We start from the raw sequence: 12,421 nt of genomic DNA on the forward strand, positions 1-12,421 counted from the left end.
GCCGGCATGCAGACCAGCAAGACCATCGTCGCCGTCAACAAGGACCCCGAAGCCCCCATCTTCGAACTCGTCGACTACGGCGTCATCGGCGACCTGTTCGAGGTGCTGCCGCAGCTGACCGAGCAGGTCAAGGCCGGCTGACACCCCGCCGACCACCGCGAAGGGCGCGACCGGAACACCGGCCGCGCCCTTCGCGCGTGCTCCCCGTGCGGGCCGGGCCGATCACCAATCGCGCGGGGCGATCAGCTGCTCGGAGTCGGCGTCGGGGAAGCCGTAGGCGGCGGCGATCGCCCGGAAGTCCGTGCCGATCTGTTCGCGGGCCACGGTCTCGATCTCGCTGTCGGCGTCCTGGAGTTCGGCGTCGAGGGCGTTGAAGCGCTCGGTGGCGGCGTGCGTCAGCACGTACAACTCGTCCAGGGTGCGCGGCCGTTCGGCCTCGATCTGCTCGCAGAGGGCGCGCAGGATGCCGCAGCCCCGCTCGACCAGGTGGGCGGGGAAGTACCCGTCCCCGACCATGGCATGCAGGAAGGCGTACTGCGCCATCCGCTCGTTGGTGACCGCCACCGGGCCGCTCCGTCCGTTCGGAAATGTGTCCGGACCGATCATGCCCCGGGACACCGACAGCGGCCGTCTGCTCAGGCCAGCCGCTCAGGCGGGCGGGGTGCCGAGCAGGTCCTCGACGTCCCGGCGCGGGGTGGCCGTGCCGGGCGGGCCGTAGCCGACCCGCAGCACCACCTGGACGGCGCCGGTGCCGAGGGTTTCGGGGGTATCGGGAGCGTGGGGGTCGCGCAACGCGACCCGGGTGTCGGGGAGTTCGACGGCCTGGTGCAGGACGGACACCCGCAGGCCGTGGGCGGTCGCCAGCAGCCAGACCCGTTCCATCGCCTGCCCGGCCCGCAGCCAGTCGGCGGGGGTGTCACCGGCGGTGGCGACGGTCGCCACCTGCGGAAGTGCCTCGAAGCGCTCGGGGCGGTCGGGGCCGTGTCCGGCGAAGTCCCGGACGGGGACCCGGGATTCGTGGTCCTGCGGGCCGAGCGCCCGGTCGGGGATGCCGTCGGCGGCGGGCTCCTCGCGCAGCCAACTCCCGGTCTCCGCACGGCGGGCGGCGTCCGCGGCGATCCGCGCCTCCGCCTCGGCGGTGAGCGCCAGCACCCGGCGGGCCCCGGCCTCCTCCAGGAACTCCAGCGCCGCGCCCTCCGCGGCGGCCGCGCCGATCAGCTCACCGACCACCGCCTCCGGCACGTCCCGGTTCCCGAACGGCTCCCGGCTGGAGTGCCGCCGCCCGATCAGGTCCGCCAACTCGGCGGGCGGGTAAGGCAGTCCGCGCGGACCGAAGCGCAGCACCGCGACGGGTGCGTCCGCGCCGGGCGCACCCGGGCCGGACGCGTCCGGCAGCAGCTCCGCCGCCTCGACGGGGAGGCCGTTGCGGGCCGCGGCGGCCCGCAGGTTGAACAGCGCCGCGCCCACCGACACCAGCAGCGCCCGCCCGTCCGGGTCGGCCAGCGGCACCGCCCGCTCCCGGTCGGCGAACACCAGCACGCCGGGGCCGTCCTCGGCCGAACGGAACCGCCAGGGCTGGCTGTTGTGCAGCGAGGGCGCCGCGCCCGCCGCCGCGACCAGCTCCCGCAGCTCGCCCGCGTCCAGTGCCCTTCCCGCCCCTGCCGCCGTCCCGGTCATCGCGGATCACTCCTCGGCCCGTCCTGGTGGTCTTCCCCGGTGGTCTTCCTGCCTCCGAGCCTCCGCCCGGGCCCGCGCCCGCCGGTAGGGCCCAAAGGCCCGCCCGGGACGGCCGCCGGTCCCGGTCCGGCCGGGCCCGGGCACAGCACCGCACGCGGCCCGGCAAATGCGTTGACAGCGGGCTGCTCCGGGTACGTAACGTGACCCGCATGAGCACCCGCATAGCCCTGCTGACCGGCCGCACCATGCCCCTCGACGTGCCGGAGGACGACCTCCTGGTGCGGGCCCTGGCCGACCGCGGTCTGACCGCCGACGTCCTGCCCTGGGACGAGCCCGCCGACTGGTCCGCGTACGGCCTGGCCCTGGTCCGCACCACCTGGGACTACTGGCAGCGCCACGAGGAGTTCCTGGCCGCGCTGCGGGAGATCGGCGGGCGGACGAAGCTGCGCAACCCGGTCGGCCTGGTCGCCTGGAACAGCCACAAGGGCTACCTGCTGGAGCTCGCCGCCGCCGGCGTGCCCGTGCTGCCCACCCGCCTCGTCCCGGCCGGCGCCGACCCGGAGCGACGGGCCGCCGCGCTCGCCGCGTTCGGCACCGACGCCGCCCTGGTGGTCAAGCCCGCCGTCTCGGTCGGCGCCCGCGACACGATCCGCACCACGGCCGGCGACCCGGCCGCGGCCGCGCACCTGGCGGAGCTGGTCGGGTCGGGGCGCGACACCCTGGTCCAGCCGCTCGCCGAGTCGGTGCTGACCCGCGGCGAGACCTCGCTGGTCTTCCTCGGCGGCTCGTTCAGCCACGCCGTCCGCAAGTCCGCCGCGCCCGGCGACTACCGCATCCACCAGTACCTCGGCGGCACCGTCCACCCGCACGACCCGTCCGGGGCCGAACTCGCCGCCGCCGAGGCCGCGTTGGCGGCCGCACCGCACGGCGGGCAGCTCGAGTACGCCCGGGTCGACCTGGTCCTCGACGCGGCGGGCGACCCGTGCCTGATGGAGCTCGAACTGATCGAGCCCGAGCTGTTCCTGTTCCAGCAGGACGCTGCCCCCGCCGCCCGCTACGCCGCCCGGATCGAGGCCCTGCTCGCCGACTGACCGGTCGGCCGGCTGACTGACCAGCCGGCCGGGGCCGGCCGGCCGACCGGTGGCGCGGCTCAGGGCCCGGCGGTCCGGCGGACGAACACCTCCAGCCGGGCCGCCTCCAGCGCCGTCGCCACCGCGCCCAACAGCACCGCGCCCTCGCCCAGTTCGCTCGCCACCAGCCGGGGCCGCAGCGCGCAGGTGCGGCGCAGCGCCTCCTCCAGCGGCGGCAGCAGCAGGTCCGCGCTGCGGCCCAGGCCGCCGCCCAGCACCACCAGCTCCGGATCGGCGACCGCCGCCACCACCGCCACGGCGAAGGCGAGTTGCTCCGCCTCGTGGGCGACCGCCGCCAGCGCCGCGGGCTCCCCGGCCCGGGCCGCCGCGAACACCCGCGCTGCCGTCGGCGCCCCCGCCAGGCCGCGCCGCTGCGCGTCCCGCACCACCGCCCCGGCCGCCACCACGTCCTCCAGGCCGACACCCTGACCATCCGTCATTCCACCGACATTCCACGGGAGTTGCAGCATGCCGATCTCCCCGGCCGCGCCGCGCGCACCCGTCCACAGCTCGCCGCCGCGCACCAGGCCGACCCCCAGACCGGTACCGACCAGCAGGTAGGCGAAGACCGAACTCCCGCGCCCCGCACCGTAGGTGTACTCGCCCAGGGCCGCCAGATTCGCGTCGTTGCCGACCTCCACCGGCACGCCCAGGCCGTCCCCGATCCGGTCGAACAGGCCGGGGCGGGCCCAGCCCGGCAGGTGCGCGGCGTGCCGCACCACCCGGCTGCGCGCGTCCCACACCCCCGGACTGCCGATCACCGCCCGGACCACCGCCCCGGCCGCCAGCCCGGCGTCCGCGACCGCCTCCCGCGCGGTGGCGACCAGCGCGTCGGCGACCGCCGTGCCCGTCCGGCCCCGGTTCGGCACGTCCCGGCGCGCCACCACCCGCCCGGCCAGGTCCGCGACCGCGACCCGCAGCCGGGCCCGGCCCACGTCCACGCCCAGCACGTGTCCGGCCGCCGCGTCCGCCCGGTACAGCACCGCCGTCCGGCCCCGCTCGGGCGCGAACGTGCCTGCCTCCCGGACCAGTCCGGCCGCCGCCAGCGAACCCAGCGCCGCCGACACCGTCGGCTTCGACAGGCCGGTGTCCCGGGCCAGTTGGGCCCGGGAGGACGGGCCGCCGGTACGCAGCAGCTCCAGCAGCAGCCACTCGTTGTTGCTGCGCAGCCGCTGCCGGCTCCACCGGGCGGGCTCCGGCGGCACCCCGCCGACCCGCCGCGCCGCCACCGTCCCCTCGAACTCCTCCTCGAACCCGCCCGGCCCGTCCGAACTGCCCGGCCCGTAGGGCCCGTACGGTCCGTCCGGCCCGTCCGCTGCGCCGAGCCGCCCGGGCTCCGGTTCCTGCGGGTGGTCCACGGCCATCATCCTCCGCTCCGGCGACCCCGCCCGCCCCTCCGGCGGCGCCGCCACTGAACGTCCACGACCGGGCCGCGCAGCAGGCGCGCGACCCGTCCCGCCCGGCACCGGCCCGCACCCGGCGCCCGCGGCACGGCGATGGTATCCACCGACCGGGCCCGCCTGACGTACCGTACGGACCATGGAATTCCGCCACCTGGGCCGCAGCGGCCTGATCGTCAGCGAGATCGCCTACGGCAACTGGCTCACCCACGGCTCGCAGGTCGAGGAGGACACCGCGGCCGCGTGCATCCGCGCCGCCCTCGACGCGGGCATCACCACCTTCGACACCGCCGACGTGTACGCGGAGACCCGCGCCGAGTCGGTGCTCGGCCGCGCCCTCAAGGGCGAGCGCCGCGAGGGCCTGGAGATCCTCACCAAGGTGTTCTGGCCCACCGGCCCGGGCCGCAACGACCGCGGCCTGGGCCGCAAGCACATCATGGAGTCCATCGACGGCTCGCTGCGCCGCCTGCAGACCGACTACGTCGACGTCTACCAGGCGCACCGCTACGACCCCTCGACCCCGCTGGAGGAGACCATGGAGGCGTTCGCCGACGTGGTCCGCTCCGGCAAGGCCCTGTACATCGGCGTCTCCGAGTGGACGGCCGGGCAGATCCGGGCCGGGCACGCGCTGGCCCGCGAGCTGCGGGTGCCGTTCGTCTCCAGCCAGCCCCAGTACAGCGCGCTGTGGCGCGTCATCGAGGGTGAAGTCGTGCCCACCTGCGAGGAGTTGGGCATCGGCCAGGTGGTCTGGTCGCCGATCGCGCAGGGCGTGCTCACCGGCAAGTACCTGCCGGGCGCCGAGCCGCCGGCCGGTTCCCGGGCCACCGACGACAAGGGCGGCGCCAACTTCGTCGCCCGCTGGCTGCGCCCCGAAGTCCTGGAGCGCGTCCAGCTGTTGCGTCCGCTCGCCGAGGAGGCCGGGCTCTCGCTCGCCCAACTGGCCGTCGCCTGGGTGCTGCAGAACCCGAACGTGTCCGCCGCGATCATCGGCGCCTCCCGGCCCGAGCAGGTCGCCGAGAACGTCAAGGCCGCCGGGGTGAAGCTGGAGCCCGCGCTGCTCGCCCGGATGGACGAGATCCTGTCCCCCGTCGCCGAGTTCGACCCGGCGAAGACCGCCGAGAACGCCCCGAAGACCCGCCCCTGACCGACTCCGCACCACCCCGGCCCGATCGCCGTCCGACCCGACCGCTCCCGACCCGACCGCTCCCGACCCGACCGCTCCCGACCCGATGGCCGTCCGACCAGACCGCCGTCCGGCTGCCGCTCAGCGCGGCCGGGCCGGCGGGGGGTCGGGGCGGAAGGCAATGACGGCGATGTCGTCGCGGACGTCGGCGACCCGGCCGACCAGGTGGTCGCAGAGGTCGGCGAGCGGGCGGTGGCGGGCTTCGGCGGCGGCCGCGCAGAGCCGGGCGATGCCGTCGCCGAGGTTCTCGCCGGGGACTTCGACCAGGCCGTCGGTGTAGAGCAGCAGGGTCTCGCCGGGGCCGACGGGGTGCCGGTGCGTCACCCGGGGGCGGCGCGGGTCCACGCACAGCGGGAGGTCGGCTTCCTCGGCGGCCAGCAACCGGGGCGGCCCGTCGACCGGGACCAGGACGGGCGGCGGGTGACCGGCGTTGGCCCACTGGAGTTCCCAGCCGCCGTCCGCGCCGTGCCGCACCAGCCGGGCGTGCACGGCGGTGGCGAAGCTGCCGACGCCCAACCCCTCGGCTGCGGTGTCGAGTTCGCGCAGCGTGTCGGCGGGGGTGTGGCCGTGTCGGCGGGTGTAGGCGATGGAGCGCAGCATCGCGCGGAGCTGGCCCATGGTGGTCGCGGCGGCCAGGTCGTGGCCGGCCACGTCGCCGATGGTCATCGCCAGTGAGCCGTCGGGCAGCGCGAACGCGTCGTACCAGTCGCCGCCGACCTCGGCGTTGCGGCTGCCGGGCTGGTAGCGGGCGGCGAACGCGGCGCCGCCGACCCCGGGCGGGGTGGTGAGCATGGCCCGCTGCAGGACGACGACGGCGTGCCGGGCGCGCTGCAGGGCGAGGGCCTGGCGCAGCGGGGCCTGGGCGCGCTGCAGGACTTCGTGCTGGAGGTCGATGTCGGCGGGCCCGGGCGGCGGGGCGTCCTCGCAGCAGGCGGTGGCGGCGAGGGCGACGACGGCGCCGTCGACGACGATCGGCAGCAGGGTGAGGGCGGTGGCGCGGGTGGCGTGCAGCCACTGCGCGGAGATGTCGGGGACGGTGCCGTCGGGGACCTGTCCGCCGGTGAACCGGAACAGTACGGGACGCTGTTCGGAAACCGCTTTCCGGGCGTGCTCGCCGAGGGTGAAGGTCTGCCGTCCGAACGGGGCGAGCGGGGGCAGCGGGGGCAGTCCGGGGCGGGCGACGGCGGCGATCCGGGTGGCGACGACCGGGCCGGTGGCGGCGTCGGGTCCGGGCAGCAGGTAGACCGCGCAGACGTCGGTGAGGTCGGGGACCAGGGTGGCGGCGAGGGCGGCGAAGGCGTCCTCGGCGCGGTCGGCCTCGGTGACGGCGCCGGCCCGGGCGAGCAGGCGTTCGCGCAGGCGGTTGCGCCACTGGTCCTCAATGTCGGCGGTGGTGCCGATCCATTCGGTGCCCTCGCCCTCGCGGACCACAGGGACGGCGCGGGAGCTGACGTGCCGGTAGCCGCCGTCGGCGGTGCGGACCCGGAAGGTGTGCTCGAAGACGGCGGGCAGGTCCCGGGCGGCGGCCCAGCGGGCGGCGACGCCCGCGCGGTCCCGGGGGTGGACGGCGTCCAGCCAGTCGGCGTCGACGGTGGCGGGGAAGGGGCGGCCGGTGAGGTTCTGCCAGCCGGGCACGAGTTCGCTGGTGCGGCCGTCGGCGCCGATCACCCAGACCATCCGGGCGGCGGCGGCCGTCAGCGCCTCGTAGCGCCGCAGGGCGTGCAGGCGCTCCACGGAGAGGCGTTCCGCCTCCAGGGCGGAGTGCAGTTCGGCGGTGGTGTCGATGGCGGCGGCGAGGATGCCGGGGCCGTACCGGGTGGTGGCGGGCGAGCAGGAGTAGACGAAGTGCCGGTGGGTGGCGAGGCCGTCCCGGCAGCCGAGGGTGCGGTGTGCGGTGACCTGCCGGGCGGTGCCGTCGGCGAGGACGGCGTCCAGGGTGGCGAGGAAGCGGTCCGCGCCGGGTTCGGTGAACACCTGGTGCGCGGGCACGTCCAGCGGGCGGTCGCCGAACAGGGCGCGGAAGGCGTCGTTGTAGTACACCAGCCGGTGGTCGGGGCCGGCGGTGAGGGCGACCGCGACGATGGCGCGGTCGAACACCTCGGGTGTCAGGTGCGGTGGCAACACCCCGGCGGTCCTCCTCCCGTCCGCCCGCAGGCGGGTCGTCGGTGGCGCCCCCCGATGCCCGCGGCCCGGGCCGGTACGGGGGGTCCGCACGGGTCCGGGCCGTCGGGGCCGGTCGGGGGCCGCCCGGTCAGGCGAGCAGCTTCTGCTTGGCCTGCCGGAACTCCTCCTCGGAGATCGCGCCGCTGCTCCTGAGGTCGGCGAGCCGGGAGAGCTCGTCCACGTGCCGGGGGCCCGCGTTCCGGTCCTCGGTGCCCGCGGCCTTGCGGATGTAGCCCTGGAAATCGCTTTCCGCCTGTGCGGCGAGCGCCCGGTCGCGCTGACCCATCTCCTTGCCGCGGACGATCAGGTAGACCAGGACGCCGAGGTAGGGCAGCAGGATCACGAAGATCGTCCAGCCGGCCTTGCCCCAGCCGCCCATGTCGTGGCTGCGAAAGATGTCGGTCAGCACCTTGAACAGCAGGAAGAACCAGAGGATCCACAGGAACAGCCAGAGCATCGTCCAGAACAGGTTGAGCAGCGGATAGTCGTCCATCGCCCAGCTCCTTTCCACAGGTCATACGAGTGGTATCACCACATTTCGGGCGTCGCACCTCGGTGATCGGCCCGGAGCGGACGACGATGAGGCCGGACGGGTTGACGGAACGACCAGGTGACCGGGTGTCGGGTTCGACGCCCCGGGAGGCGCGGATGGACGGCGAGCGGACGGCCCGGACGGGCGCGGTGAACGCAGCGAACGCGGCAGACGCGGCAGACGCGGCGGGTGGAGTGCCCGGGACGGGTGGAGCGCCCGGGACGGGTGGAGCGCCCGGGACGGGTGGAGCGCCCGGGACGGACGGGGTCGACGGGGCCGACGGGGCGGGCGAGGTGACGCCGGATCGGCTGACGGCGCTGCTGACCGGGCTGACCCGGATGCTGCTGGCCGCGAGCGGCGAGGGCGCCTCGGAGCTGGAGCGCTCGGTGGCCGGGGTCGCGGCGGGCTTCGGCGCCCGCACCTCGATGGTGCTGGTGCCGGACGGCGCGACCCTCACCGTGGTGCTCGGCGGCGAGACCCGCACCGTCGCGGTCAGAGCGTTCCCGGACGTCGCGCGGCTCGACAAGGTGGCCGCGCTGAAGCCCTGGGCGCGGGACGCCGGGCGGGGCCGGTACACCCTCGCCGAGGCCGAGCGCTCCCTCGCCGCGATCGACGGCGCGCCCGCCCCGTACCCGTGGTGGCTGAAGGGCCTGGGCATCGTGCTGTTCTCGGTCGGGTTCGCGCCGCTGATGCAGCCCACCTGGTACGAGATCGGCAGCACCGCCGTGCTGGGCCTGGTCACGGCCGTGCTGGCGCTCGCGGCGGGCCGGTGGCCCCGACTGGCGAAGGTGCTGCCACTGGTCGCCGCGACGGCCGTCTCGGTGCTGGTGCTGGAGGTGTTCGCCCGCACCCCCGCGCACGGCGGCGCGGTGCTGCTGATGCTGCCCGCGCTGTTCTACTTCGTCCCCGGTGACCTGCTCTCCGCCGCCGCCACCGAACTCGCCGCCGGGTTCGTCACCACCGGCGCGGTCCGCCTGGTGTACGCGGTGTTCCTGCTGCTCCAGCTGTACCTGGGCGTGATGCTGGGCGTCTACGCGACCGGCGGCGACACTGCGGCACTGTTCGACGTCGCCGCGCACGCCGACCTGCCGCGCTGGGCGACGTTCCTGTCCTGGGTGGTGTTCACGGTCGGCACGGTGCTGGCGTTCGCCGTCCCGTGGCGGCTGCTGCTGCCGCTACTGGTGACGGTGTACCTGACGGTCGGGGTGCAGTCCGGCGCGACGAAACTGGTCGGCGAGGTCGGCGGGACCTTCGTCGCGGCGGCCTTCCTCGGCGCCCTGGCCACCGCGCTCGCCCGCCGGCCCGGCGCGCCGCCGCGGATGCTGCTCGCCCTGCCCGGCTTCTTCACCCTCACCGTCGGCTCGCTCGGCATGCGCGGCCTGACCAGCCTGGCGAGCGGCCACCCGGTGCGCGGCTTCCACGACCTGCTGTCCATGGTCACCACCGTGGTCGCCATCGCCGTCGGCCTGCTGCTCGGCGCCGTCCTCGCCCAGCGCCCCCGCCCGCTGCCCTGACGGACCGTCCGCCGGCCCGTCACGGCCGTCCCCCTCCCCCGGCTACTCCGTCCCGCGCCCGTAGCAGGGCAGGTCCAGGGCGGCCGGGTCCATCGCGGGCAGCCACTGGCCGTTCCTGGGGAGCACCGGCGTCAGCACGATCCCGGGCGGGTCGGCGAGCAGGGCTGCCCGGTAGCGCAGCGGCCGGTGCGGAGCCGGTCCCCCGTCCGGCAAACCGTCCCGCCGCTGCCGGGCCTGCGCGTTCAACGCGAGGTAGGCGCGGCGCAGTTGGGGCTCCCAGGCGGCGAGGTCGTACGGCTCGGCGGGGATCAGGTAGCGGGCGCCGGCGTCGATCAGCAGGACGGCCAGGCGGCCGATCGCCTCGGAGCGGTCCAGGCCGGACGGGATGCGGTCGAGGGCGGCGGCGAGGGGGCCGGTGACGCGGAGCAGGGCCTCGTTGAAGTCGAGGCTGTGCTCGCCCTCGGCCTGGATCAGCACGGCCCGGGACTCGCCGGTGACGGCGAGGTAGCAGGGGTGGCGTCCACCCGCGGCCGGTCGGTCCGCGGACTCGTCCCAGACCACGGGGGTGTCGCCGAGTCGGGCCCACGCGGGCCAGTCGATCCGGCCGTCGGGGCCCACCACGGCGGTGCCGAGCGGGTGTTCGGCCACGGTGAGGATCTCGATCCGGGCCGCGACCACGGTGTCCGGCACCGGATGGACCACCAACTGCCCGGCCGCGCCGTCCCATTGGAGGCCGCCGGTGCACACCTCGGCCGGGGTGGTGGCGGCGAGCGGCAGCGGCCCGGCGGGGTGGGCGGCGTCCATGTGCCCGAGCGCCACCGGCACCAGCGCGGCGGCCCGCAGGACGGCCTGCCGGTCGGGGAACGGCCGGTGCTGGACGGGGTCGGCGACCGGCCTCGGGGTGGCAGCCGGCTCCGGCACGGCGACCGTCCTCGGGGTGACATCCGGCTCCGGGACGCGTGCCGTACCCGGTGCGACCGCCGTCCCCAGCAAGGTGGTTGGGGCCCGGTGGACGGTGGGCCCGCCCGGGCCGGGGGCGGTGCCGATCCGTTCGACGACACCGGTGTGCTCGTTCATGCGCTGTGCCCTTCCCGCGCCCCGCACGGCGCGTTCCCCCGCGCGGCACCGACCCGGACCGGTCGGCGCCCCGCTCTGTCCCGGCGTTCGCCTCGGCGGCCGGGGGGACAGCGTACGGGGCGCCGGACGCTCCCGGCGAGGGGCGTGCGGGAGCGGCGGACGGTGCACCCGGACCGCGGCGGACGGTGGACCCGGACCACAGCGGACGGTGCATGCGAGCCGCGGCCAAGGGCACTGCCCTCAGCGGTCGTTGGGCGAGATCCGCCAGGCCAGCAGGACGACCAGGAAGGACGCGGCGCTGAAGCCGGTGCACCACCTGACGGTGGCGACGTGGCCGCGCATCCAGGCGTCGGTGGCGACCGTCAGGGCCCACGCGGCCGGTCCGGTGGGTTCGTCCTCCGTCAGCGGCCCCTTCCGCCCCGGACCCTGGCGATCACCCTCCGTTGCCCGGCCGCCCGCTCGGCCGACTGCGGCGCGCAGTTGGGCCACCCGGGCGAGTCGGCGGCGCGCCGCGCGCGGGAGGGGTGGAGCGGGGCAGGCCGGTCCGGGGCGGCGTGGTTCGGGGCGGCGCAAGGCTGGTCCGACGGGGCATCAGCAGTTAGGGTATGGCTTCATGTTGAAGGACGTACATAATTCCGGCCTGGCCGAGGACCCGGACGGTCACCTCTACGACCCCGCGCTGCGCACCTCGCTGCACGCGTTCGCCCGGGGCGGCGACACCCTCCCGTTGGAGGCCGCCGCCGCCGTGCGCTCCGCCGCCCAGGCCCTGGACCGACTCCGCTCCCACGGCGCGGGCGGCCGCGGCCTCAGCGCCGGCGCCCTCGACGTCCTCACCCGTCTCGCCACCGCCGAGGAACCCGACCGCGGCCTCAGCATCGGCGACCTCGCCCGGGCCGCCGGCGTCAGCTCCCGCAACGTCACCGGCCTGGTCGACACCCTCGAACGCGACCACCTGGTCCGCCGTGCCCAGGACCCGGACGACCGGCGCTCGGTCCGCGTCCTGCTCACCGTCGAGGGCGAAGCCTGGCTCGACGCCTTCCGACAGCCCACCCAACGCGCCATGTCCGCCGTCTTCCGCGGCTTCTCCCCCGAGGAACTCGCCGCCTTCCGCCACTTCTGCCTGCGCCTGGTCGCCAACCAGCAGTTGATCGAACAGCACCTGAACGCCGGACGCTGAGCACCCCGCCGCCCCGCCGCCCCCACTCCACGGAGACCTGCCATGACGACCGGCACCGAGCGGCCCGACACCGCACCCGCACCCGACCGCTCGACGGCCAACCGCTCCGAATCCGACCAGGCCGCGCCCGACTGTCCCGCACCCCACCGCTCGACGGCCGTCCACCCCGTCCGCGTCTATCACGAGGCCCGGTTCCGCGGCGACGTCGAAACTGCCGCCGCCCAGACCGGTCCCGGGTTCACCTTCCGCAGCCCCTTCGTCCGTTCCGACAGCCCGACCGGCCACCTCGACGGGCTCGAAGGGCTGTTGGGCATCGTCACCTCGGTCGACCTGATCAGCGAGTTCTACGCCGAGGACCGCGCCACCCTGGTCTACGACGTCCACACCGCCTCCCCCGTCGGCATCCAGCACACCGCCGAGCACTTCCGGCTCCACGACGGGCGGATCACCGCCATCGACCTGATCTTCGACGCCACCCCCTGGCACGCCCTGATGGCCGCCGCCGGTCCGGCCGCCACCCGCCGCACCACCGACCCGGCAACGGCAACGGCAACGGCCTGACCGGCCA

General features: G+C 75.9%; 12 protein-coding genes and 1 pseudogene. 6 read left to right on the plus strand and 7 right to left on the minus strand.

The window, feature by feature from the left end; all coding sequences use genetic code 11:
* A pseudogene (locus tag ACIOHG_RS23525) lies at positions 1-141 on the plus strand (electron transfer flavoprotein subunit alpha/FixB family protein); the annotation flags it as partial.
* 81 nt (positions 142-222) lie between these two features.
* Here ACIOHG_RS23525 and ACIOHG_RS23530 read toward each other — a convergent pair.
* Together ACIOHG_RS23530 and ACIOHG_RS23535 are read right to left on the minus strand one after the other, a co-directional pair.
* Positions 223-564, minus strand: a complete 342-nt coding sequence (locus tag ACIOHG_RS23530) for a DUF5713 family protein (protein ID WP_400953557.1) — start codon at positions 562-564, stop codon at positions 223-225.
* An 84-nt stretch (positions 565-648) separates the two neighbouring features.
* Positions 649-1,677 carry an Acg family FMN-binding oxidoreductase gene (locus ACIOHG_RS23535; protein ID WP_400953558.1) on the minus strand — a complete coding sequence of 343 codons (1,029 nt, stop codon included), beginning with the start codon at positions 1,675-1,677 and terminating at the stop codon, positions 649-651.
* Between the two features lie 209 nt (positions 1,678-1,886).
* On the opposite strand from ACIOHG_RS23535, the gene ACIOHG_RS23540 reads away from it, so the two are divergent.
* Complete coding sequence (locus ACIOHG_RS23540; RefSeq protein WP_400953559.1) at positions 1,887-2,768, plus strand: RimK family alpha-L-glutamate ligase; 882 nt, start codon at positions 1,887-1,889, stop codon at positions 2,766-2,768.
* Positions 2,769-2,827: 59 nt separating this feature from the next.
* Here ACIOHG_RS23540 and ACIOHG_RS23545 read toward each other — a convergent pair whose 3' ends face one another.
* Entirely contained in the window at positions 2,828-4,036 is a 1,209-nt protein-coding gene (locus tag ACIOHG_RS23545) for an ROK family protein (protein WP_400953717.1), read from the minus strand.
* Positions 4,037-4,346: 310 nt separating this feature from the next.
* Here ACIOHG_RS23545 and ACIOHG_RS23550 point away from each other — a divergent pair, with 310 nt between their 5' ends.
* Positions 4,347-5,351, plus strand: coding sequence for an aldo/keto reductase family protein (locus ACIOHG_RS23550; protein WP_400953560.1), 1,005 nt, complete (start codon positions 4,347-4,349; stop codon positions 5,349-5,351).
* Between the two features lie 120 nt (positions 5,352-5,471).
* On the opposite strand, the gene ACIOHG_RS23555 is transcribed toward ACIOHG_RS23550, so the two are convergent.
* Positions 5,472-7,514 carry a SpoIIE family protein phosphatase gene (locus tag ACIOHG_RS23555; protein WP_400953561.1) on the minus strand — a complete coding sequence of 681 codons (2,043 nt, stop codon included), beginning with the start codon at positions 7,512-7,514 and terminating at the stop codon, positions 5,472-5,474.
* Between the two features lie 127 nt (positions 7,515-7,641).
* Positions 7,642-8,046: an SHOCT domain-containing protein gene (locus ACIOHG_RS23560; RefSeq protein ID WP_400953562.1), complete on the minus strand. Its 405-nt coding sequence runs from the start codon at positions 8,044-8,046 to the stop codon at positions 7,642-7,644.
* A 332-nt stretch (positions 8,047-8,378) separates the two neighbouring features.
* Here ACIOHG_RS23560 and ACIOHG_RS23565 point away from each other — a divergent pair, with 332 nt between their 5' ends.
* The gene (locus ACIOHG_RS23565) at positions 8,379-9,599 is read left to right on the plus strand and encodes a threonine/serine exporter ThrE family protein (protein WP_400953563.1); all 1,221 of its coding nucleotides are present in this window, start codon (positions 8,379-8,381) and stop codon (positions 9,597-9,599) included.
* 42 nt (positions 9,600-9,641) lie between these two features.
* Here the strand turns inward: ACIOHG_RS23565 and ACIOHG_RS23570 are convergent, their stop codons facing one another.
* The gene (locus ACIOHG_RS23570; protein ID WP_400953564.1) at positions 9,642-10,676 is read right to left on the minus strand and encodes a hypothetical protein; all 1,035 of its coding nucleotides are present in this window, start codon (positions 10,674-10,676) and stop codon (positions 9,642-9,644) included.
* A 240-nt stretch (positions 10,677-10,916) separates the two neighbouring features.
* Positions 10,917-11,165, minus strand: coding sequence for a hypothetical protein (locus ACIOHG_RS23575; RefSeq protein WP_400953565.1), 249 nt, complete (start codon positions 11,163-11,165; stop codon positions 10,917-10,919).
* Between the two features lie 124 nt (positions 11,166-11,289).
* Between ACIOHG_RS23575 and ACIOHG_RS23580 the strand changes: the two genes are divergently transcribed.
* On the plus strand, positions 11,290-11,853 hold the full coding sequence (locus ACIOHG_RS23580) for a MarR family winged helix-turn-helix transcriptional regulator (protein WP_400953566.1): 564 nt from the start codon (positions 11,290-11,292) through the stop codon (positions 11,851-11,853).
* A gap of 42 nt (positions 11,854-11,895) precedes the next feature.
* Positions 11,896-12,414 carry a hypothetical protein gene (locus ACIOHG_RS23585; protein ID WP_400953567.1) on the plus strand — a complete coding sequence of 173 codons (519 nt, stop codon included), beginning with the start codon at positions 11,896-11,898 and terminating at the stop codon, positions 12,412-12,414.
* The last annotated feature ends 7 nt before the right edge of the window (positions 12,415-12,421 follow it).

The organism is Kitasatospora sp. NPDC088134, from assembly GCF_044741705.1.
Taxonomy (GTDB): Bacteria; Actinomycetota; Actinomycetes; order Streptomycetales; family Streptomycetaceae; genus Kitasatospora.

Coding starts and splice junctions, on each gene's coding strand:
- ACIOHG_RS23580 (WP_400953566.1), top strand. CDS start 11,290: ATGTTGAAGGACGTACATAATTCCGGCCTGGCCGAGGACCCGGACGGT.
- ACIOHG_RS23535 (WP_400953558.1), bottom strand. CDS start 1,677: ATGACCGGGACGGCGGCAGGGGCGGGAAGGGCACTGGACGCGGGCGAG.
- ACIOHG_RS23550 (WP_400953560.1), top strand. CDS start 4,347: ATGGAATTCCGCCACCTGGGCCGCAGCGGCCTGATCGTCAGCGAGATC.
- ACIOHG_RS23560 (WP_400953562.1), bottom strand. CDS start 8,046: ATGGACGACTATCCGCTGCTCAACCTGTTCTGGACGATGCTCTGGCTG.
- ACIOHG_RS23540 (WP_400953559.1), top strand. CDS start 1,887: ATGAGCACCCGCATAGCCCTGCTGACCGGCCGCACCATGCCCCTCGAC.
- ACIOHG_RS23585 (WP_400953567.1), top strand. CDS start 11,896: ATGACGACCGGCACCGAGCGGCCCGACACCGCACCCGCACCCGACCGC.
- ACIOHG_RS23570 (WP_400953564.1), bottom strand. CDS start 10,676: ATGAACGAGCACACCGGTGTCGTCGAACGGATCGGCACCGCCCCCGGC.